Origin of the sequence: Sphingomonas aurantiaca, assembly GCF_003050705.1 — a bacterium.
Lineage (GTDB): Bacteria > Pseudomonadota > Alphaproteobacteria > Sphingomonadales > Sphingomonadaceae > Sphingomonas > Sphingomonas aurantiaca.
The window spans coordinates 657,522-678,032 of the sequence record NZ_QAOG01000001.1; the positions used below are offsets into that span (position 1 = coordinate 657,522).

Below are 20,511 nucleotides of genomic sequence, written 5' to 3' on the forward strand. Positions count from 1 at the left end.
ATGCGCGTTCTGATCGTCGAGGACGAGCCGAATCTCGGCCAGCAATTGAAGAATACCCTCGAGGGGGCCGGCTATGCGATCGATCTCGCGGTCGATGGCGAGGAAGGCCATTTCCTTGGCTCGACCGAGAATTACGACGCGGTCGTGCTCGATCTCGGCCTGCCCGAGATTGACGGGCTGACCGTGCTCGACCGCTGGCGCAAAGAGGGCAAGGTGATGCCCGTGCTCGTGCTGACCGCGCGCGACAGCTGGTCGGACAAGGTTGCCGGGCTCGATGCGGGCGCGGACGACTACGTCGCCAAGCCGTTCCAGAGCGAGGAACTGATCGCGCGTCTTCGCGCGCTGATCCGTCGTGCTAGCGGCAACGCCTCGTCCGAGCTGACCGCAGGCGACATCCGCCTCGACACGCGCAGCGGCAAGGTCACGCGCGCCGGCGAGCCGGTGAAGCTGACCGCGCAGGAATATAAGCTGCTGAGCTATCTGCTCCATCACAAGGGCAAGGTCGTCAGCCGTACCGAGCTGATCGAGCATATCTACGACCAGGATTTCGATCGCGATTCGAACACGATCGAGGTGTTCGTCACGCGAATCCGCAAGAAGCTCGGCCAGGACGTGATCACGACGATCCGCGGCCTCGGCTACAGCCTCGAAGATCCGGACGCCTGATCGGTCCGGCCATGGACACCGCGCCGCTGACAGAGGGACCGATCCGCGTGCCGGCGGCCGTGAAGGGATCGCTGTCGCGACGGATGATCCTGATCGCGGCGGTCTGGATCGTCGTGCTGCTCAGCGGCGGCGGGTTCGCGCTCGATCGCGTGCTGACGCAGGCGGTGACCCGCAATTTCGACGACCAGCTCGAATATGTCCTGCGGTCGCTGCTCAACTCTTCAGAGATCGGGCCCGAGGGGGAAGTGATCTTCTCGCGCGACGCGGCCGCCGACCAGCGCTTCGTCGAGCCTTATTCCGGGCTCTACTGGCAGGTCTCGGGCAAGGGGCGCGAGGATTTCCCGTCGCGTTCGCTCTGGGATCGCAAGCTCGCGTTCGGCGGCCCGCACGACGATCGCAACGCGCATTTCTACGACAGCACGCAATTCCCCGACGAGAAGCTGCGGATCGTCGAGCGCGACGCGGTCATCCCCGGCTCCAAGGTCCATTGGCGGTTCCAGGTTGCGCAGAGCCGCGACGGGCTCGACGCGCAGATCACGACGCTGCGCCGCACGCTCGTCCGCAGCTTCGCGCTGCTCGCGCTCGGGTTGATCGTGATGGCGGCGCTCCAGACCTTTTACGGGCTGTGGCCGCTGCGCCGCGTGCGCGAGGAGATCGCGCGGATGCGCGCGGGCCAGTCGAACCGCGTGTCGAGCGCGATGCCGGTCGAAGTCGCGCCGATGGTCGAGGAACTCAACGCGCTGATCGAGCATAACGAACGCCAGGCGGAGGAGGCGCGACGCCACGCCGGCAACCTCGCGCATGCGCTCAAGACGCCGCTGACGGTGATCATGAACGCCGCCACCGCGCAGTCGGACGACCTTGCCGACACGGTGATCCGCGAGGCCCGGACGATGCGCCGCCAGGTCGACCACCATCTCGCCCGAGCCCGCGCCGTGGGCCGGCGCGGGTCTGCGCACAGCCGCGCCGATGTGTGGCCGAGCCTCGAATCGGTCGAGCGCGCGGTCGGGCGGCTGTATCGCCATGTCCGGATCGACGTGACCGGGCCGCGCGGGCTGCAGGTTCATGTCGAGCGGCAGGATCTCGACGAGATGCTCGGGAATCTGATCGAGAACGCGGCGAAATATGGCGGGGGCAGCGTGTTCGTCACGGTCGGCGCGCAATCGGGGTTCGTCGAATTCCTCGTCGAGGACGATGGCGTCGGCATCCCCGAGGAAGAACGCGTCCGCATCTTCGATCGCGGCGTGCGGCTTGATACGGGCAAGCCCGGGACTGGCCTGGGGCTGGCGATCGTGCGCGACGTGGCGGAAATCTACGAGGGAACGGTCGCGCTCGAGGAGAGCGAGGATCTCGGCGGGTTGCTGGTCCGGCTGCGGTTGCCGGCCGCGAACTAGCGCATCGTCATCCTGACTTTCGTCAGGATGACGGACTGAGTTGATTATCCTCGCGACCGCGCCTGCCGATACGTCCCCAGCACGCGCAGCCATTTCGAATGGAACCCCAGTTCCTCCAGCGCATGATCGAGGTTCGCGTCACCCGGCTTGCCGACCACGTCCGCGTAGAATTCGGTCGCCGAGAAACTCCCGTTGCGCTGGTAGCTTTCGAGCTTGGTGATGTTGACGGCGTTGGTCGCGAAGCCGCCCATCGCCTTGTAGAGCGCGGCGGGGACGTTCCTCACCTCGAAGATCAGCGTCGTCATCCACGCGCCGCCGAGAGGCTCCTGCGCCGCGGGCGGCTTGCCGCCGCGCGCCAGCACCACGAACCGGGTCGTGTTGTGATCCGCATCGGCGATGTCGGTCGCGAGCAGTTCCAGTCCGTACAGCCCGGCCGCCGCCGGCGGCGCGAGCGCGGCGATCGCCGGATCGCCGAGCTCGGCAACGACCGCCGCCGCGCCCGCGGTGTCGGGATAGCTCACCGGCTCGATCCCGTGCGCCTTAAGCCAGTGGCGGCATTGGCCGAGCGCCTGCGGGTGGCTCATCGCCTGGCGGATCCCGTCGCGAGGTCCGCAGCCCATCAACGCATGGCGGATCGGCAGAAAATGCTCGCCGGTGATGACCAGCCCCGATTCGGGCAGCAGGAAATGAATGTCGGCGACGCGGCCGTGCAGCGAATTCTCAATCGGGATGATCGCGCAGTCGGCACGGCCGTCCTTCACCGCGTCGATCGCGTCGGAGAAATCGAAACAGGGGAGGGGGAGGCCATCCGGGAACGCCTCGACCGCCGCAACATGGCTGTTGGCGCCCGGCGCACCCTGGAATGCGACCGCGCGCGTGGGGTCTGCGGCGGCGGCTTCTGTCATCCGCGCGACGATGGGGCGGGCGGGTGCGGCGAAGTTTTCCATGCGCCGGGCGCGTACTGGCACGCGTGCGCATGTTCAAGAGTGGGTGCAGCCGCGGGTTGCGGTGCGCGTCCGCCTTTTCTATGGCTATCCCAAACAGAACAGGGCGGATGCACAAGATGGACAATCGGACCAATACGATCGCCGGCTGGGTGCTCGCAGGCTGTGGTGCGGCACTCGGACTGTCGATCGTCGGTGGGATGATGTTCCACGGCGAGCGCCCCGAGAAGATGGGCTACGCGATCGAGGGCGTCGTCGAGGAAGGCGCAGGCGGTGCCGCTGCCGAGGTACCGATCGCCTCGCTGCTGCCGACCGCCGACGCCGCCAAGGGCGCCGAGGTGTTCAAGAAGTGCGCCGCCTGCCACACGATCAACCAGGGTGGCGCGAACGGCGTCGGCCCGAACCTGTACGGCACGGTCGGCGAGGAAATTGCCAAGGGCAAGGGCGGGTACGCCTTCTCCGCAGCGCTGGCGGGTGTCGGCGGCAAGTGGGATTTCGACAAGCTCAACGCCTGGCTGACCAGCCCGCGCAAGTTCGCCAACGGCACCAAGATGACGTTCGCCGGCCTCGGCAACGCGCAGGACCGCGCGAACGTGATCCTGTATCTCAACCAGCAGGGCTCGAACCTGCCGCTCCCCGCGGCGCCTGCGGCTGGCGCCGCGCCGGCGGCGAAGGATCAGCCCGCGACCGCGAACGCGGCGGAAGCCGCGGCCACCGAGGGCGCACCGACCGCGGACATCGCCAACACCGGCACCCCCGCCTCCGGCGCGCCCTCGGTCGATCCCGAAGCCGCGCGCAAGGGCGCCCGCTCGGAGAAATAATGCTTTTCTGCTCCCTCTCCCCTCCGGGGAGAGGGCTGGGGTGAGGGGTCGCCCAGCAGCGCGTCACCTGGCACAGCCCCTCACCCCGACCCTCTCCCCGGAAGGGGGAGAGGGAGCAGAGCGTCAGGCGTCCGCCGCGTCCTCCGCGGCCCGCTCGCGATAGAAGGACTGCACCGCGTCCCACGCCTCGTCCGCGGTCTCGACATAGCGGAAGATTCCGAGATCCTTCTCGCTGACGACGCCTTCCTCGACCAGCGCATCGAAATTCACGACCCGCTCCCAGAAGGCGCGGCCGAACAGCAGCACCGGGATCGGCTGGATCTTGCCCGTCTGGATCAGCGTCAGCAGCTCGAACAGCTCGTCGAACGTCCCGAACCCGCCCGGGAATGCCGCCAGCGCGCGCGCGTGGAGCAGGAAGTGCATCTTGCGCAGCGCGAAATAATGGAACTGCACCGACAGCGACGGCGTCACATAGGGGTTGGGCGCCTGCTCATGCGGCAGGACGATGTTGAGCCCGATCGATTCGGCGCCGACATCGGTCGCACCACGGTTTGCGGCCTCCATGATCGACGGACCGCCGCCCGAACACACCACGAACTGCCGCCAGCCGCGCTCGTCCCGCGGCAGCACGCTGACCTTCGCGGCGAGCTCGCGCGCGACGTCGTAATATTTCGACTTCTCGACGAGCCGCTCGGCGATCTTCTTCGACTTTTCGTCGGTGGCGAGTTCGAGCAGTGCCTTGGCCTTCGAAGGCTCGGGGATCCGCGCCGAGCCGTAAAACACGAAGGTCGAGGCGATCTTCGCCTCCTCGAGGACGAGTTCGGTCTTGAGCAGCTCAAGCTGGAACCGCACCGGGCGCAGGTCTTCGCGGAGCAGGAAGTCCATGTCCTGGAAGGCGAGGCGGTAATGCGCATGCTGGGTTTGCGGGGTGGAAACGATCTCGCGAGCGGACTCGGCGTCCTGGCTGGCATTCGCGAAAACGCGCGACGGTATGCGTGTATCTGTCATTCAGGCGGGATTAGAGGAAACGGGCGCACGCCGCTAGACCAGTGTACTAACGGCAGAAATTCGCGCGATCGTCTTCGAGATGCAGGTGGTTGCGGTGCGCGGCGTTGTAGTCGGGGCTGAGCACCGTCCCGAATCGCTTGCACGCCGACGCGCGGATCGTCTGGAGGAATTGCCGCACCTGCGGATCGGGCGAGTTCCAGTCGTTCAACACGGTAATCCGCCGCCCGTCCTTCAGCACGAATCCGCCCACATCGACCGCGTTGGCGATCGCATGGCCTGAGCGGCGCGTAGCGTTCCGCGCCGAGCCGACGACGTTGCGGCACGCATAGCTGCCCATGCTGTCGATCCGCGCGAGCTCGCTGCCGAGCATCTGGTAGGCGGCGGGCGCGACCGCGTTGCGGGTCCAGCCGATAAATGCCCGCGCCGCGCCGCAGCGCACCGCGGTGAGATTGGCGACCGGCACGCCGATGTCGACCAGCTTCACGGTGCCCGACAGGCCGCAGCCGGGCCCGGTCTCGCGGTCGGGCAGCACCTGGAACGAGACGTGAAGCTCGCGCAGGTCGGCAAGACACTGCGCGGTCTCGCGATTGCTCGGAACCGACAGGTTGGGGCGCGTCTGTTGCGGGGCTGCAGGGCGATCGGCGCGACCGCAGCCGGCGAGCGCCAATGCCAGCATCGCCATCGCCGTGACGCTGCGCGCATTTCCGTGTTCGCCCATCGTCTTACCCCGCATGATGGACGACGTGCTGCACCACCGGCCTCGGAACAAGCCCGGGGTGACGGGGCGAGGGTGCGGCGCGGGGGAGCGAGTCCGGAGCGGTTGACTCCCCGCGCCACGTGTTTAGGGCCGGCAACGGGCCACGCGGTCCCAACGCCGCGCGTGCTCTCTGTGAGGAGAGATACATGACTGATACGACCTACGCCCCCGCCACGGGTGCGCCTACGCTGCCGACAACTAAGCCGGCACGCCCCTTTTTCTCCAGCGGTCCCTGCGCGAAGCCTCCGGGCTGGTCCGCGGACAAGCTCGCCACCGCTTCGCTCGGTCGCTCGCATCGCTCGAAGATCGGCAAGACCCGCCTCCAGTACAGCATCGATCTGATGCGCGAACTGCTCAAGCTCCCCGATACGCACCGCATCGGCATCGTCCCCGGCTCCGACACCGGCGCGTACGAGATGGCGATGTGGACGATGCTGGGCGCTAAGCCCGTCACCGCGCTCGCATGGGAAAGCTTCGGCGAGGGCTGGGTGACCGATGCGGTCAAGCAGCTCAAGATCGACCCCACCGTGGTGCGCGCCGATTACGGCCAGCTGCCCGATCTGGGTGCGGTCGACTGGTCGAACGACGTGCTGTTCACCTGGAACGGCACCACCAGCGGCGTGCGCGTGCCCAACGCGGACTGGATCCCCGACGACCGCGAAGGCCTGTCGTTCGCCGATGCGACGTCGGGCGTGTTCGCCTATGACATCGACTGGACCAAGATCGATGTCGCGACCTTCTCGTGGCAGAAGGTGCTCGGCGGCGAGGGCGCGCACGGCGTGCTGATCCTCGGCCCGCGCGCGGTCGAGCGGCTCGAGAGCTACACCCCCGCCTGGCCGTTGCCCAAGGTGTTCCGCCTCGTCTCGAAGGGCAAGCTCGCCGAGGGCGTGTTCAAGGGCGAGACGATCAACACGCCGTCGATGCTGGCGGTCGAGGACGCGATCTTCAGCCTCGAATGGGCGAAGTCGCTCGGCGAGGACGGCCTGATCGCGCGCTCCGACGCCAATGCCGCGGCCTTGGACAAGATCGTGGCGGACCGCGACTGGCTCGGCCATCTCGCTGCCGATCCGGCGACGCGCTCGCGTACCAGCGTCTGCCTGACGGTCGAGGGTGCGGACGAGGCGATGATCAAGGCGATGGCCGCCGCGCTCGAAAAGGCCGGCGCTGCGTATGACGTCGCGGGCTACCGCGACGCGCCCCCGGGCCTGCGCATCTGGTGCGGCGCGACCGTCGACACCGCCGACATCGAGGCGCTCGGGCCGTGGCTCGACTGGGCCTACGCCACCGCCAAGGCCGCTTAATATTATCGCTCCCTCTCCCCTCCGGGGAGAGGGCTGGGGTGAGGGGCTGCCACGCACGCCACCTCCCCGTACCACCCCTCACCCCGACCCTCTCCCCGGAGGGGAGAGGGAGAAGAAGGAAATCCCATGCCAAAAGTCCTCATTTCCGACAAAATGGATCCCCGCGCCGCGCAGATCTTCCGCGAGCGCGGTGTCGAGGTCGACGAGATCACCGGCAAGACGCCGCAAGAACTGATGGCGATGATCGGCGCGTATGACGGTCTCGCGATCCGCAGCTCGACCAAGGTCACCAAGGAAATCCTCGAGCACGCAACCAACCTGAAGGTCGTCGGCCGCGCCGGCATCGGCGTCGACAACGTCGACATCCCCGCCGCCTCCGCGAAGGGCGTGGTCGTGATGAACACGCCGTTCGGCAACTCGATCACCACCGCCGAGCACGCGATCGCGCTGATGTTCGCGCTCGCGCGCCAGCTGCCCGAGGCCGACGCCTCGACGCAGGCCGGCAAGTGGGAAAAGAACCGCTTCATGGGTGTCGAGCTGACGTCGAAGACGCTCGGCCTGATCGGCGCGGGCAATATCGGTTCGATCGTCGCCGACCGCGCGCGCGGGCTCAAGATGAAGGTCGTCGCGTTCGATCCGTTCCTGACGCCCGAGCGCGCGATCGAGATGGGTGTCGAGAAGGTCACGCTCGACGAGCTGCTCGCGCGCGCCGACTTCATCACGCTGCACACGCCGCTGACCGACCAGACGCGCAACATCCTCTCGGCCGAGGCGCTCGCCAAGACCAAGAAGGGCGTGCGGATCATCAACTGCGCACGCGGCGGGCTGATCGACGAGGTCGCGCTCAAGGCGGCGCTCGATTCGGGCCAGGTCGGCGGCGCCGCGCTCGACGTGTTCGTCGACGAGCCCGCTAAGGCTTCGCCGCTGTTCGGCACGCCCAACTTCGTCAGCACGCCGCATCTCGGCGCGTCGACCAGCGAGGCGCAGGTCAATGTCGCGATCCAGGTCGCCGAGCAGATGGCCGATTTCCTGATGTCGGGCGGCGTCACCAACGCGCTCAACATGCCGTCGCTGTCGGCCGAGGAAGCGCCGCGGTTGAAGCCCTATATGGCACTCGCCGAAAAGCTCGGCTCGATGGTCGGGCAGCTCGCGCACGGCTCGATCGACCGGATCTCGGTGCATAGCGAGGGTGCCGCCGCCGAGCTCAACCCCAAGCCGATCACCAGCGCGGTGCTCGCCGGGTTCCTCAAGACGCAGACCGCGACCGTCAACATGGTCAACGCGCCATTGATCGCGCGCGACCGCGGCGTCGAGGTCCGCGAGGTCCGTACCGAGCGCGAGGGCGATTACCACACGCTGCTGCGCGTCGCGGTCCGCACCGAGGATGGCGAGCGGTCGGTCGCGGGCACGCTGTTCGGCGACCAGGCCCCGCGCCTGGTCGAGCTGTTCGGGGTGAAGATCGAGGCCGATCTGGCGGGACCGATGCTCTATGTCGTCAACGTCGACGCGCCGGGCTTCATCGGCCGCCTCGGCACTGCGCTGGGCGAGGCGGGTGTCAACATCGGCACCTTCCACCTCGGCCGCCGCTCGGCGGGCGGCGAGGCGGTGCTGCTGCTGTCGGTCGACGAGGCGGTGACGCCGGACCTGCTGACCAAGGTCCGCGCGCTCCCGGGCGTGAAGACCGCAATGGGCCTGAACTTCTGATAAGACTCCCTCTCCCCTTCGGGGAGAGGGTAGGGGAGAGGGGCAGTACCGCGAGATGGCTTTTGGGGCGGCCCCTCTCCCCGGCCCTCTCCCCAAAGGGGAGAGGGAGCAGTGCCGAAGACTGACGACATCATGCTGGGCCGAGCAAAGGCGATGCGGTCAGTGCAGACCGGACCGGAAATGCGGTTCTGGTATCAGGTTCGCGCCAAACGCTTCCAGAACGTGAAGTTCGCGCGCCAAGTCGTGATTGGACCGTTTATCGCCGACTTCGTCGCGCGTTCGCACATGCTGGTCGTCGAGCTTGACGGCGATACGCACACCGATCAAGCACGCGACGCCCGCAGGACGGCGTGGCTGGAAGAGCAGGGATATCGGGTGATCCGTTTCGCCAATACCGATGTGATGACAAATCTCGAAGGCGTCTTGCAGGTGCTCGGCGATGCACTTGTGACACGCGTGGACCTGATACGATGACCGCACTTCTCCCCGAAGGTTTCCGAGACCGCCTGCCGCCCTTCGCCGATTCGGCGGCGGCATTGGAAGCCCGCGTGCTGGAAGCCGCGCGGCTGTACGGCTACGAACGCGTCGATCCGCCGCTCGCCGAATTCGCCGATGGGCTCGAGATGCGGTTGAAGGCCGGCGGGCTGCATGACGCGGTGCGATTCGTCGATCCGGTGTCGCAGCGTACGCTCGCGATCCGCCCCGATATCACCGCGCAGGTCGCGCGGATCGCCGCGACGCGGATGGGGCATCACCCCCGGCCGGTGCGGCTCAGCTATGCCGGATCGGTTCTCAAACTGCGCGCATCGCAGCTCGCGCCCGCGCGTGAGACGCGGCAGATCGGCTGCGAGCTGATCGGGCTCGACTCGGTTGCCGCCGCGCAGGAGCTCGTCGCGGTCGCGGTCGACATGATCACCGCCGCCGATGTCACCGGCGCCTCGATCGACTTCACGCTCCCCGACCTCGTGCCGACGCTCGCCGCCGGCCCGCTCCCCGTCGCGCCCGAGCACGTCGCGACGCTGCGCGACCGCCTCGATGCGAAGGATGCCGGCGCGGTCGCCGCGCTGGCGCCCGCCTACCTCCCGTTGATCGAGGCGGCCGGGCCGTTCGCGCAGGCGATGGAGCGGTTGCGCGCGTTCGACACGAGCGGCGCGCTCGCCACGCGGCTCGACGCGCTCGCACGCATCGCCGACGCGATCGACGGTCGCGTCGCGCTGACGCTCGATCCGACCGAGCGGCACGGGTTCGAATATCAGAGCTGGCTCGGCTTCTCGCTGTTCGCCGATGGCAGCGCGCGCGAGGTCGGCCGCGGCGGCACCTACACGATCGTCCATGAGACGGGCGCGGAGGAGGCCGCGACCGGTTTCTCGCTGTTCGCCGATGCGCTGGTCGGGCGCACCGCGAGCGTCGATCGCCGCCGCCTGTTCCTGCCGTTCGGCACGCCGGCCAGCGAAGGCGCGGCGATGCGCGCGCAGGGCTGGGTTACCGTCGCCGCGCTCGAGGCGGGCGATACCCCCGAAGCACAGGTCTGCACGCATCTTTGGGTAGCGGGCGGCCCCCGCGCGCTGTAGGCGCTGCGGGTAATCCTCAGGAGATAGAGTTTGGCCAACGTAGCAGTCATCGGCGCGCAATGGGGCGACGAAGGCAAGGGCAAGATCGTCGACTGGCTCGCCGAGCGGGCCGACATGGTCGTACGGTTCCAGGGCGGCCACAATGCCGGCCACACTTTGGTCGTCGGCGAGAACGTGTACAAGCTGTCGCTGCTGCCCTCGGGCATCGTGCGCGGCACGCCGTCGTTCATCGGCAACGGCGTGGTGCTCGATCCCTGGGCGCTCAAGGACGAGATCGCCCGGCTCGGCGCGCAGGGCGTCGTCGCGACGCCCGAGACGCTGCGCATCGCGGATACCTGCGCGCTGATCCTGCCGTTCCACCGCGACCTCGACGGTTTGCGCGAGGATGCAAGCGGCGCGGGCAAGATCGGCACGACGCGGCGCGGCATCGGCCCGGCCTATGAGGACAAGGTCGGCCGCCGCGCGATCCGCGTGTGCGATCTGGCGCATCTCGACGACCTGGGCCCGCAGCTCGATCGCCTGACCGCGCATCACGACGCCCTCCGCGCAGGCTTCGGCGAGCCGCCGATCGATCGCGTGCGGCTGATCGCCGAGCTGCGCGAGATCGCCGGCTTCGTGCTGCCGTTCGCCAAGCCCGTGTGGCGTGACCTCAACGCCGCGCGCGCGGCGGGCAAGCGGATCCTGTTCGAGGGCGCGCAGGGCGTGCTGCTCGACGTCGATCACGGCACCTATCCGTTCGTAACCTCGTCGAACACGATCTCGGGTGCCGCTGCTGGCGGGTCGGGCCTTGGACCAGCAGCGGTCGGCTTCGTGCTCGGCATCGCCAAGGCCTATACCACGCGTGTCGGCTCGGGGCCGTTCCCGACGGAGCTCGAGAACGAGACTGGCGAGCGCCTCGGCGTGCGTGGCCACGAGTTCGGCACCGTTACCGGGCGCAAGCGCCGCTGCGGCTGGTTCGACGCGGTGCTGGTGCGCCAGGCAGCGGCGGTCGGTGGCATCACCGGCATCGCGCTGACCAAGATCGACGTGCTTGACGGGTTCGACACTGTGTCGATCTGCACCGGCTATAAGCTGCGTGGCGAGACGCTCGATTATTTCCCGGCGCATGCAGCCGACCAGGCGCTTGTGGAGCCGATCTACGAGACAATGGAAGGCTGGCAGGAGACCACGGCCGGTGCGCGCAGCTGGGCCGACCTGCCTGCGCAGGCGATCAAGTATATCCGCCGCATCGAGGAGCTGATCCGCTGCCCGGTGACGCTGGTGTCGACCAGCCCGCAGCGTGCCGACACGATCCTCGTCCGCGACCCGTTCTCGGACTGACATGAAAAAGGCCGGGCGATCGATCGCCCGGCCTCTTATTCGTCAGCCGTGGCTGTGATCAGCGCGGCGTGCCGGTGGTCCCGGTGGTCGAGCCCATGGCGCCGCCAGTCGTACCGCCCATCGTGCCCGTGGTGCCGCCCATCGTGCCGCCCATCGTGCCGGTCGTGCCGCCCATCGTGTCGGCACCCATCGTGCTGCCGGTCGTACCCGACATCGTGCTGCCGGTCGTGCCGGTGCCCATCGTGCCCGAGGCGGTGCCGGACGTCGTGCCACGCGTGCGGCTACGTGCCTTCGTGCCACGCTGGGTGCGCGTCGTTGCGGTTGAGCCGGTGGTCGTGGACTTGGTCTGGCCCATGGTGCTGCCCGACATGCCGCCGTTCATGCTGCCCGACGCGGTACCGCCCATCGTGCCGCCACCCATCGTGCCGCCCATCGCGCCGCCAGTGCTCGTCTGGGCCATCGCCACGCCCGGAATGATCAGGGCTGCTGCGGCGATCGAAGTCAAAATGCGCATTGTCACTCTCCTAAGTTATTGAAGAGCAAGCGCTTCAGCGTCGTGTATGTTCCCTGGTCAGCCACACTGCCCGCGATGGAGCAGTGCCTGGTCCGCCAGCACTAGCGCGACCATCGCTTCGACGACGGGGACTCCGCGGATACCGACGCACGGATCATGGCGCCCCTTGGTGGCGATCGTCGCCGCCTCGCCGGTCGGGCTGATCGTCTCGACGGGGGTGAGGATCGAGCTGGTCGGCTTGAACGCGACTCGCAGACGGATCGGCTGGCCGGTGGCGATCCCGCCCGCGATCCCGCCGGCATGGTTGGCGAGGAATTCGGGGCCATCCGCGCCCGGGCGCATCGGATCCGCATTGGCTTCGCCCGAGAGCGCGGCGGCGGCGAACCCGTCGCCGATCTCGATCCCCTTGACCGCGTTGATGCTCATGCACGCCGAGGCGAGTTCGGAATCGAGCTTGGCATAAAGCGGAGCGCCCCAACCCGCTGGCACGCCGGTCGCCTCGCACGCGATCACCGCGCCGAGTGACGACCCCGATTTCCGCGCGGCGTCGACCAAAGCCTCCCAGCGCAATGCAGCCTCGGCATCGGGGCAGAAGAACGGGTTCTGGTCGATCTGTGCGTCGTCGAAGTTGGCAGGGTCGATCGCATCCCCGCCGATGGTCTCGACCCAGGCGCGGACGCGGACCTGCGGCACGACGAGCCGCGCGACCGCACCGGCGGCGACGCGCGCCGCGGTCTCGCGCGCCGACGAGCGGCCGCCGCCGCGATAATCGCGAAAGCCGTATTTGGCGTCATAGGCGTAGTCGGCGTGACCGGGGCGATAGGCCTTGGCGACGTCCGAATAGTCTTTCGACCGCTGGTCGACATTCTCGATCATCAGGCTGATCGGCGTGCCCGTGGTGCGGCCGTCGAACACGCCCGAGAGGATGCGGACGGTATCCGGCTCGCGCCGCTGCGTGGTGAAGCGCGAGGTGCCGGGGCGGCGCTTGTCGAGCCAGGGCTGGATATCGGCCTCGGTCAGCGCAATCCCCGGCGGGCACCCGTCGACCACCGCGCCGAGCGCCGGGCCGTGCGACTCGCCCCAGGTGGTGAAGCGGAACATCCGCCCGAAAGTATTGACGCTCACTTCGCCCTCTCCTCGACGGGGAGAGGGAGGGGCCCATGCGAAGCATGGGAGGGTGAGGGCACGCTGCTAAGTGCAGACAGGATCGCGGCAAGCACCCCGTCCATCCGCTGCATCACGTCGTTGTTCCAGACACGGATCACACGATATCCCTTGTTCGCGAGGTAGGCGGTTCTGTCGGCGTCATAGGCCACGTCACCGATATGCTGGCTGCCGTCTACCTCGACGACGAGCATGGCGTCCATGCAGAGGAAATCGGCGATGAACGGGCCGATCCAGACCTGACGGCGGAACTTGAAGTCGGCGAGGCGGCGGCTGCGGAGGTTCTGCCATAGCCGGATTTCCGCCTCCGTCGCTTCGCGGCGCAACTGACGTGCTCGGTCCAGTGCTTCGGTGCCGTCGTGTTGCCTCACCTTGCCCTCACCCTCCCATGCTGCGCATGGGCCCCTCCCTCTCCCCGGAGGGGGAGAGGGGTTATGCCAGTGCGATGTCGGGGGCGTCTTCGGCCTTCATGCCGATCACGTTGTAGCCGGCGTCGACATGGTGGGTCTCGCCCGTCACACCCGAAGCCAGGTCGCTGAGCAGGTACAGCCCCGCGCCGCCGACGTCGTCGATCGTCACGTTGCGCTTAAGCGGCGAGTTCAGCTCGTTCCACTTCAGGATCAGGCGGAAGTCGCCGATGCCGCTGGCGGCCAGCGTTTTGATCGGACCCGCCGAGATCGCGTTGACGCGTATGTTGTCGCGGCCAAGATCGACCGCGAGATACTGCACGCTCGTCTCGAGCGCGGCCTTCGCCACGCCCATTACGTTGTAATGCGGAATGACCTTCTCGGCGCCGTAATAGCTGAGCGTCAGCATCGCGCCGCCCTCGGTCATCATCTTGGCGGCGCGCTGCGCGACCGCGACAAACGAGTACACCGAGATGTTCATCGTCATCAGGAAGTTATCGAGGCTGGTATCGACGAACCGCCCGCGCAGCTCGTTCTTGTCCGAAAAGCCGATCGCGTGGACGACGAAGTCGATCGTCGGCCACTCTTCCGCCAGCTTGTCGAACGTCGCGTCGAGCGCGGCCATGTCCGACACGTCGCAATCGAATAGCCGCGCGACGCCAAGCTGCTCGGCGAGCGGGCGAACGCGCTTCTCCATCGTCTCGCCCTGATAGCTGAACGCAAGCTCAGCGCCCGCCTCGGACAGCTTCTTGGCGATCCCCCAGGCCAGCGACTTGTCGTTCGCCAGACCCATGATCAACCCACGCTTGCCCGCCATCAAACCGTTCACGCCGTTCCCGCCTGTACCTGCATATCCGTAGCGGGTTGCTCTAGCGTGGTTTCAAGGGGTTCCGCCAGTGCTGCGTTCAAATGCGCGCCGAATACCAGGCCGAGCCCGATGACATAGAAAAATAACAGCATGATGACGACGCCGGCGAGACTACCATAGGTTAAGTCGTACCCGCCGAGCCGCGACAGGATCACCGGCAGCAGCGCGGTTGCGCTGACCCACCAGGCGGTGGTGAACAGCGCACCCGGCCATTTGCGGCACTTCGAATAGCGATAGCGTGACGGCGTCACCGAGTAGAAAAGCAGGTAGAGCGCGCCGAACATCAGCAGGCCCGGGATCAGCCGCGACAGCCCGACCCAGCCCGCGGCGTCCTGCGCGAACGGGACCAGCCGGTAGATGAACTGCTCGGCCGCAGTCAGGATGCCCTGCACCAGGAACGACAGCAGCGCGATCACCACCGACAGGATGATGACGGCGGACGAGCCGAGCCGCGATTTCCAGAACGGCGCGGTCGCCTTGATCCCGTAGGCGCGGTGGAAGATGTCGCGGATCGTCTCGACGAAGCTGCCGACCGTCCACAGCCCGACGAGCGCGCCCAGCCACAGCAGCGAACCCGTTCGTGCGGCGAGCACGTCGGCGATCGGCTTGCGCAGCAGGTCGCCGACATTGGGCGGCAACACGTTCAGGAACGATTCGACCGCGCGCACGGTCTCGACGCTCTGCCCGAATAGCGACAGGATGGCTGCGGCGACGATGAAGAACGGAAACACCGTCATCAGTGCGAGATAGGCAAGGTTCCCCGCATGGATGAACCCGTCGTTGAACACGCCGATCGCCGCGCGCTTGAACACCTCGAACGCACGGCTGCCCGGCTTGACCTTCGCCATGCCGCGATTGAGACGGGTGCGCGCGCCACCATGCTGGTGCGCGCGCGCTTCGGGCGTAAGGGGACTGTCGTTCACAACGCGTTCAGACGCCCATGGACCCCCGCGGGTTCCCCGCCTCGCGCCCGGTCCAGCCTTCGACGAACGCGGTGAGCGCCGCATCGCTCGCCGGAATGTCGATCATCAGCGTCACCAGCTGGTCGCCCCGCGTGCCGCCTTTCTTGTGGAATCCCTTGCCCTTGAGGCGGAGCGTCTTGCCCGACGTCGTGCCCTTGGGGATCGTCAGCATCACCGGCTTGTCGACCGTCGGCGCCTTGACCGAACCGCCCAGGACCGCCTCGGCCAGCGTGATCGGCAGCTCCAGCCGGACGTCGTCGCCGTCGCGCGTGAAGAATTTGTGCGGCTGGACCTCGATCGTCAGGATCGCATCGCCCGCGCCGCCGGGACCCTGCTCGCCCTTGCCGGCAAGCTTCATCTGCGTGCCCGTCTCGACGCCGGCGGGGAGTTTCAGGTCGAGCGTCTTGCCGTCCGACAGCGTCACGCGCTGCGGCTCCAGCGCCGCCGCCTCGACGAACGGCACTTGCAGGCGATAGGCGACATTCTCGCCCTTGGGTTGCGCGCGGCGGCCGAACCCGCTCGAAAAGCCGCCGGGGCCGCCCCGCTGTCCGCCCCCGAACAGCCCTTCGAAGATATCGCTCATGTCGGGGCCACCGGCACCACCCTCATAGCCTTCGCTGCGAAAGCCGCCGGGCTGCGGGCGCCCGCCGCCACCGCCGCCAAACCCGAACGGCGACGCCGGGTTGCCGTCGCCGTCGATCTCGCCACGGTCGAACCGCGCGCGCTTGTCCTTGTCGTTCAGCAGGTCGTACGCGTTGGTCACCTGGCTGAACTTTTCCGACGCCTTCGGATTGTCCTTGTTGCGATCGGGATGAAGCTCCTTGGCGAGCTTGCGATACGCCTTCTTGATGTCGGCTTCGGTCGCGTCGCGCGCTACACCCAGAGTCTTGTACGGATCGGCCACTTACGTCCCCATTCTAACTTGCGCATCTATGTGGGGCGATGGCGTCCGCAACGCAATTGCGCGCGGGGTGTTTGATGCTTGGAGAGGAACGATGATGACCGACAAGCAACCGATGCAGGGCGTGCCGAAGAACGACGACGGCGCCAAGGAGAAGGACGGCGTCAACGACGCGCCGGCCAAGGAGCAGGGCGGCGAGAGCGGCGGCGGCGCCTATCCGAACCCGCACGAAAACAAGTAACACTCTTTTTCGTCATTCCCGCGCAGGCGGGGATCCATATTGGCAAGCCTGCGAGCGTATCGCAGCCGCTTGAGCATATGGGGCCCCGCCTCCGCGGGGATGACGAGGGTAGTGCGGGTTACCCGGTGACCTAGGTCAGCGCCTCGTCCAGCGGAGCGACATCGACGCTGACGTCCATGTTCTGCGCGCCCGACCCGAGCACCACCCCGTCGACCGGCGCGATCTCCGCATAGTCGCGCCCGATCGCCATAACGATATGGTCGCTCGCCATCCAGATCCCGTTGGTCGGATCGACCCCGACCCAGCCACGCACCGGCCCGCACCACAGCAGCACCCAGGCGTGCGTCGCATCCGCCCCGACGAGGCGCGGCTGGCCTTCGGGCGGGATCGTCCGGATATAGCCCGACGCATAGGCCGCAGGCAGCCCCGCCGCGCGCAGGCCCGTGATCATGATCTGTGCGAAATCCTGGCACACGCCCTTGCGTTGCAGGAACGCCTCGTGCGGCGGCGTGTCGACCAGCGTCGCATCCGCATCGAACTCGAACTCCTGCTGGATCCGCCGCGCGAGCGCGATCCCCGCCTCCAGCGCGCCGCGCGACGGATCGAGATCGATCGCGCAATAGTCCGCGATCGCCTGGTCGAGCGGGATCAGCGGCGAGGGGTAGATGTAGTTCGCCGGGCTCGCCGCGGACAGATCGGTGCTGGCCCGCGCCATCGCCGCGATTTCGCCGAGCGTCGGGTCGCTCGCGTCGGGGATGGGCACGAGCCGGTCGACCGTCATCCGCGACCGGCTCTCGATCGTCAGGTGCCGGACCGGGCTGTCGACCACCAGCCGCGTGACGTTGGCGAGCCCCGCCTCGGCGCGCGCGGTACTGGTCCGGCCGGCGGGGTGGACCGACAGCGCATAGGAATCGAGGTGCTGCCCCGGCCAGTCGATCGGTTTCAGGCGCAGATTGCACCGCGCGAACTTGACGCTCGCGCCATAATCGAACGTCGTGACGTGGCGGATATCGTAGATCATGACCGCAACCCGCTGCCCATCGGTGAGAGGGCTGCCTCCTTCTTGCTCCCTCTCCCCTGCGGGGAGAGGGCTGTGGTGAGGGGCTGTTCCGGGCGGAGCATGGCTTGGCTGCCCCTCACCCCGACCCTCTCCCCGGAGGGGAGAGGGAGTAGTACGCCGCCGCTCACGTCCCCCCTCACGCCAACGTCAGCCCACTGGTCCGCAACGGCTCGGCGCCCTGCAGGAAATAGCGTCGCGCGAGCGCGTCCGACACCGCGCCCAGCCGCCGCTCGATATCGCCCAGCGTCTCGGCATCCAGCGCCGCCGCGGTCGCGGTCATCACGATCGCCTGCAACCCGGTCGCCTGCGCCTGTTGCGGTTCCGCCATCTCGTCGTCGCTCAGCACCGGCAGTTCCGCCAGCCGCGCGGCGATCCGCTCCGCCGAGAAGGCCAGCGACCGCGGATTGCCCGGATCGAGCGCGACCAGATCGATCACCGGCACGCGCGCGATCCCGGTCGGATAGCGCTGGCGATAGCTGATCTGGCTGTCGGCAAGGTCGAGCAGCACCGACAGGTCGTCGGGCGAGGCCCCCGGCATCCCGAACAACCGGATCGCGCGCGCCATCGCCATCGCCCGCTCGACGCGCCTCCCGAGATCGTGGAACCGCCACGCCGCGGTCCGCCCCATATGCTCGGCCGACAGCCCCGCGATCGCGGCGTAGCGGCGTTGCAGCGACCCTGCGCGCTCGAGCATCCCGCGATGCGTGGGGAAGGGCGCCTCGAGCAGCCGCACCATGTCCGCCGACAACCGGTCGCGCGAGCCCTCGCCGATCTCGCGCGCGTGGCGGTTGAGCGTCAGGATCGACTGCCACGCCTCGTCCTCCATCGCGGTCCGCGCGAGCGCGGTCAGGTCGGCGCGGCGCAAGCTCGGCGGATGCGGCGCGCTGCCTGCGCCGACGATCAGCCCGACGAGCTTGCCCACCGTGGTCGGCGACAGCCCCGCGCCGCCATCGACGTCGATCGAATTGCCCAGCATCACCCGGATCGCACCGAGCAACGCCTCGCCGCGCTCCAGATAGCGGCCGAGCCAGTAGAAATTGTCCGCCACCCGGCTCGGCAACGTCCCCGGATTGCGCCGCACCTGGAGCGAATCCGCGGCGGTCAGCAGCGACACCGGCGCGACCGGCTCCGCGCCATAGACGCAGACGTCGGCGGACCAGATGCCTTCGCCCATCACCGCGGCGCGCGCGTCCGGATGCTCGCCGATCCGCGCGAAGCCGCCGGGCAGCACGGTCCATTCGCCGTCGCCACCGCGTGCCGCGAACACGCGCAGCGTGAAGGGGCGGGGCACGAGTTCGTCACCGACGACGACGGGCATCGTCGAGAGCCGGACGAGTTCCTGCCCGACATAATCCTGCGGCCGGTTCGCCATGTCGGCCAGAAGCGCCGTGCGCGCGGCGCCGGTGATGTCGGCGCCCGCGGTCGGCCCGCCGGTCATGCCGAGCGGGCGCGCATGGAAGGCCGGACCGATCAGCAGGCGGTCGAAATTGGCCTCCACGCTCTCCTTCGCCGCGGTCTGCCCGCACCACCATGTCGCGATGTTGGGCAGCAACAAATCTTCGCCGAGCAGCGACTTCGCGAGATTGGGCAGGAAGGCGGAGAAGGCGGGCGCTTCCAGCACCGCGGAGCCAGGCGCGTTCGACAGCACGACATTGCCCGCGGCATAGGCGTCGATCAGGCCGGGCACGCCGATCTGCGAATGCGTGTCGAACGCCAGCGGATCGAGCAGCCGCGGATCGAGACGCCGCCACAGTGCATCGATCCGCTTGAGCCCGCCGATCGTGCGGACATAGACCTTGTCCTCGAGCGCGGCGAGATCGGCGCCCTCGACCAGCAACAGCCCCAGATAGCGCGCGAGATGCGCCTGTTCGGGATAGCTCGGGTTGAACCGGCCGGGCGTCAGCAGCCCGATCCGCGGGTCGGTCCGCTTGCACATCGCTGCGATCCCGGCGCGGAACGCGGCGAAGAACGGCGCGTGCCGCTGGACGTTGAGCCGATCCTGCAACCCGCCGAGCGTGCGGCCGACCGCGATCCGGTTCTCCAGCGCATAGCCGGCACCTGCGGGCGCGCGGAGGTGATCGGCGAGCACGCGCCATTCGCCCGTGGGGCCACGGCCCAGATCGATCGCGATGAAATCGAGATGGCGGCCACCGGGCGGATCGAGCCCGACCATCGGCCGCAGGAAGAACGGGCTGCCGGTGACGAGCGCGGCGGGAATATGGCCGTCCGCGACAAGCTTTCCCTCGCCGTACAGATCGGCGATCACCGTCTCCATCAACGTCGCGCGCTGGATTACGCCGCGCTCGATACCCGCCCATTCGCCGGCCTCGATCAGCAGCGGGACGGGAGAGACGGGCCAGGGCCGCTCATCGGGTTCGTCGGCGATGCGAAAGCCCGTGCCGATGTCGACCGCGTGCCGCTGGACGCGTTCGCGGATATGGCCGAGATCGTCCGAGGCGACCATCGCCAGCTCGGCGAACATCGCCGGCCACGCCGGATCGACGCTGCCATCGGCGGCCGGGCACAGCACGTCGGCGCTGGTGCTACGCGCGCAATAGTCGGCGATCCAGCGGTCGGCGTGGACCGCCGCGTCGAACGCGGTCGCCGGCGCCGTAGCTAGCGGGGGCGCGGAGTGCGTCGCCATGTCCAATGCCTCAAGCCCCTGAATACAGCGGGCGGTGTTTCACCTTTCGACGCGGCGGCGCAACATAAAATGTCATGTGGGCACCGCCACCCTGTCCCCTTGAAACAGTATAGCGTGGCGAAGTACCGCTCCCAAACAAGGCCACCACCCCGGCGAAGGCCGGGGCCCAAATGGGGCAGCGATGCTAATGAAGGATGGCGCTCCGTTACGACCGCCTTTCCAGTTGGACCCCGGCCTCCGCCGGGGTGGTGGATGGGGGAGGGG

At 68.0% G+C, this 20,511-nt stretch carries 20 protein-coding genes; 9 read left to right on the forward strand and 11 right to left on the reverse strand.

Annotated features, from left to right (window positions below):
- Both C8J26_RS03105 and C8J26_RS03110 read left to right on the forward strand, forming a co-directional pair.
- Positions 1-666: a response regulator transcription factor gene (locus C8J26_RS03105; RefSeq protein WP_055881618.1), complete on the forward strand. Its 666-nt coding sequence runs from the start codon at positions 1-3 to the stop codon at positions 664-666.
- 83 nt (positions 667-749) lie between these two features.
- On the forward strand, positions 750-2,060 hold the full coding sequence (locus C8J26_RS03110) for a sensor histidine kinase (protein WP_056413403.1): 1,311 nt from the start codon (positions 750-752) through the stop codon (positions 2,058-2,060).
- Between the two features lie 44 nt (positions 2,061-2,104).
- On the opposite strand, the gene C8J26_RS03115 is transcribed toward C8J26_RS03110, so the two are convergent.
- Positions 2,105-3,007: a prephenate dehydratase gene (locus C8J26_RS03115; RefSeq protein WP_107956669.1), complete on the reverse strand. Its 903-nt coding sequence runs from the start codon at positions 3,005-3,007 to the stop codon at positions 2,105-2,107.
- Between the two features lie 116 nt (positions 3,008-3,123).
- Here C8J26_RS03115 and C8J26_RS03120 point away from each other — a divergent pair, with 116 nt between their 5' ends.
- Positions 3,124-3,825: a c-type cytochrome gene (locus tag C8J26_RS03120; protein WP_107957035.1), complete on the forward strand. Its 702-nt coding sequence runs from the start codon at positions 3,124-3,126 to the stop codon at positions 3,823-3,825.
- Positions 3,826-3,948: 123 nt separating this feature from the next.
- Here C8J26_RS03120 and C8J26_RS03125 read toward each other — a convergent pair whose 3' ends face one another.
- Both C8J26_RS03125 and C8J26_RS03130 read right to left on the reverse strand, forming a co-directional pair.
- Complete coding sequence (locus C8J26_RS03125) at positions 3,949-4,833, reverse strand: LOG family protein (protein ID WP_056412318.1); 885 nt, start codon at positions 4,831-4,833, stop codon at positions 3,949-3,951.
- 46 nt (positions 4,834-4,879) lie between these two features.
- Complete coding sequence (locus tag C8J26_RS03130; RefSeq protein WP_107956670.1) at positions 4,880-5,551, reverse strand: extensin family protein; 672 nt, start codon at positions 5,549-5,551, stop codon at positions 4,880-4,882.
- A gap of 185 nt (positions 5,552-5,736) precedes the next feature.
- Here C8J26_RS03130 and C8J26_RS03135 point away from each other — a divergent pair, with 185 nt between their 5' ends.
- The 5 genes from C8J26_RS03135 to C8J26_RS03155 all read left to right on the forward strand — a co-directional run bounded on the left by C8J26_RS03135 (position 5,737) and on the right by C8J26_RS03155 (position 11,486).
- Positions 5,737-6,891, forward strand: a complete 1,155-nt coding sequence (locus C8J26_RS03135) for a phosphoserine transaminase (RefSeq protein ID WP_107956671.1) — start codon at positions 5,737-5,739, stop codon at positions 6,889-6,891.
- 126 nt (positions 6,892-7,017) lie between these two features.
- Complete coding sequence (serA, locus tag C8J26_RS03140) at positions 7,018-8,595, forward strand: phosphoglycerate dehydrogenase (protein WP_107956672.1); 1,578 nt, start codon at positions 7,018-7,020, stop codon at positions 8,593-8,595.
- A 111-nt stretch (positions 8,596-8,706) separates the two neighbouring features.
- Positions 8,707-9,069 carry an endonuclease domain-containing protein gene (locus tag C8J26_RS03145; RefSeq protein ID WP_425275389.1) on the forward strand — a complete coding sequence of 121 codons (363 nt, stop codon included), beginning with the start codon at positions 8,707-8,709 and terminating at the stop codon, positions 9,067-9,069.
- A complete protein-coding gene (locus tag C8J26_RS03150) occupies positions 9,066-10,166 on the forward strand; it encodes an ATP phosphoribosyltransferase regulatory subunit (RefSeq protein WP_107956674.1) in 1,101 nt (366 codons plus the stop codon). The genes C8J26_RS03145 and C8J26_RS03150 overlap by 4 nt, the downstream gene beginning before the upstream one ends.
- A gap of 30 nt (positions 10,167-10,196) precedes the next feature.
- On the forward strand, positions 10,197-11,486 hold the full coding sequence (locus C8J26_RS03155) for an adenylosuccinate synthase (protein WP_107956675.1): 1,290 nt from the start codon (positions 10,197-10,199) through the stop codon (positions 11,484-11,486).
- Between the two features lie 58 nt (positions 11,487-11,544).
- On the opposite strand, the gene C8J26_RS03160 is transcribed toward C8J26_RS03155, so the two are convergent.
- The 6 genes from C8J26_RS03160 to C8J26_RS03185 all read right to left on the reverse strand — a co-directional run bounded on the left by C8J26_RS03160 (position 11,545) and on the right by C8J26_RS03185 (position 16,305).
- On the reverse strand, positions 11,545-12,000 hold the full coding sequence (locus tag C8J26_RS03160; protein ID WP_082445051.1) for a hypothetical protein: 456 nt from the start codon (positions 11,998-12,000) through the stop codon (positions 11,545-11,547).
- Between the two features lie 57 nt (positions 12,001-12,057).
- On the reverse strand, positions 12,058-13,125 hold the full coding sequence (gene aroC, locus C8J26_RS03165; RefSeq protein ID WP_107956676.1) for a chorismate synthase: 1,068 nt from the start codon (positions 13,123-13,125) through the stop codon (positions 12,058-12,060).
- Complete coding sequence (locus tag C8J26_RS03170; protein WP_107956677.1) at positions 13,122-13,535, reverse strand: endonuclease domain-containing protein; 414 nt, start codon at positions 13,533-13,535, stop codon at positions 13,122-13,124. Before C8J26_RS03170 ends, aroC begins: the two co-directional genes overlap by 4 nt.
- A gap of 61 nt (positions 13,536-13,596) precedes the next feature.
- A complete protein-coding gene (fabI, locus tag C8J26_RS03175) occupies positions 13,597-14,400 on the reverse strand; it encodes an enoyl-ACP reductase FabI (RefSeq protein WP_107956678.1) in 804 nt (267 codons plus the stop codon).
- On the reverse strand, positions 14,397-15,287 hold the full coding sequence (locus C8J26_RS03180; protein WP_234422879.1) for a YihY/virulence factor BrkB family protein: 891 nt from the start codon (positions 15,285-15,287) through the stop codon (positions 14,397-14,399). Before C8J26_RS03180 ends, fabI begins: the two co-directional genes overlap by 4 nt.
- Before the next feature lie 82 nt (positions 15,288-15,369).
- The gene (locus C8J26_RS03185; RefSeq protein WP_082445049.1) at positions 15,370-16,305 is read right to left on the reverse strand and encodes a DnaJ C-terminal domain-containing protein; all 936 of its coding nucleotides are present in this window, start codon (positions 16,303-16,305) and stop codon (positions 15,370-15,372) included.
- 91 nt (positions 16,306-16,396) lie between these two features.
- On the opposite strand from C8J26_RS03185, the gene C8J26_RS20370 reads away from it, so the two are divergent.
- Positions 16,397-16,543 carry a hypothetical protein gene (locus C8J26_RS20370; protein WP_167398763.1) on the forward strand — a complete coding sequence of 49 codons (147 nt, stop codon included), beginning with the start codon at positions 16,397-16,399 and terminating at the stop codon, positions 16,541-16,543.
- A gap of 130 nt (positions 16,544-16,673) precedes the next feature.
- On the opposite strand, the gene C8J26_RS03190 is transcribed toward C8J26_RS20370, so the two are convergent.
- Positions 16,674-17,564 carry a transglutaminase family protein gene (locus C8J26_RS03190; RefSeq protein ID WP_107956679.1) on the reverse strand — a complete coding sequence of 297 codons (891 nt, stop codon included), beginning with the start codon at positions 17,562-17,564 and terminating at the stop codon, positions 16,674-16,676.
- A 175-nt stretch (positions 17,565-17,739) separates the two neighbouring features.
- On the reverse strand, positions 17,740-20,247 hold the full coding sequence (locus C8J26_RS03195; protein ID WP_107956680.1) for a circularly permuted type 2 ATP-grasp protein: 2,508 nt from the start codon (positions 20,245-20,247) through the stop codon (positions 17,740-17,742).
- Positions 20,248-20,511 lie beyond the last annotated feature (264 nt).

What these genes read in the sequence shown, in the direction of transcription:
- C8J26_RS03160 (WP_082445051.1), bottom strand. Translation starts at nt 12,000, where the DNA reads ATGCGCATTTTGACTTCGATCGCCGCAGCAGCCCTGATCATTCCGGGC.
- C8J26_RS03190 (WP_107956679.1), bottom strand. Translation starts at nt 17,564, where the DNA reads ATGATCTACGATATCCGCCACGTCACGACGTTCGATTATGGCGCGAGC.
- C8J26_RS03130 (WP_107956670.1), bottom strand. Translation starts at nt 5,551, where the DNA reads ATGGGCGAACACGGAAATGCGCGCAGCGTCACGGCGATGGCGATGCTG.
- C8J26_RS03135 (WP_107956671.1), top strand. Translation starts at nt 5,737, where the DNA reads ATGACTGATACGACCTACGCCCCCGCCACGGGTGCGCCTACGCTGCCG.
- C8J26_RS03120 (WP_107957035.1), top strand. Translation starts at nt 3,124, where the DNA reads ATGGACAATCGGACCAATACGATCGCCGGCTGGGTGCTCGCAGGCTGT.
- C8J26_RS03195 (WP_107956680.1), bottom strand. Translation starts at nt 20,247, where the DNA reads ATGGCGACGCACTCCGCGCCCCCGCTAGCTACGGCGCCGGCGACCGCG.
- C8J26_RS03150 (WP_107956674.1), top strand. Translation starts at nt 9,066, where the DNA reads ATGACCGCACTTCTCCCCGAAGGTTTCCGAGACCGCCTGCCGCCCTTC.
- C8J26_RS03115 (WP_107956669.1), bottom strand. Translation starts at nt 3,007, where the DNA reads ATGGAAAACTTCGCCGCACCCGCCCGCCCCATCGTCGCGCGGATGACA.
- C8J26_RS20370 (WP_167398763.1), top strand. Translation starts at nt 16,397, where the DNA reads ATGATGACCGACAAGCAACCGATGCAGGGCGTGCCGAAGAACGACGAC.
- C8J26_RS03105 (WP_055881618.1), top strand. Translation starts at nt 1, where the DNA reads ATGCGCGTTCTGATCGTCGAGGACGAGCCGAATCTCGGCCAGCAATTG.
- C8J26_RS03125 (WP_056412318.1), bottom strand. Translation starts at nt 4,833, where the DNA reads ATGACAGATACACGCATACCGTCGCGCGTTTTCGCGAATGCCAGCCAG.
- C8J26_RS03110 (WP_056413403.1), top strand. Translation starts at nt 750, where the DNA reads ATGATCCTGATCGCGGCGGTCTGGATCGTCGTGCTGCTCAGCGGCGGC.
- serA (WP_107956672.1), top strand. Translation starts at nt 7,018, where the DNA reads ATGCCAAAAGTCCTCATTTCCGACAAAATGGATCCCCGCGCCGCGCAG.
- C8J26_RS03180 (WP_234422879.1), bottom strand. Translation starts at nt 15,287, where the DNA reads ATGGCGAAGGTCAAGCCGGGCAGCCGTGCGTTCGAGGTGTTCAAGCGC.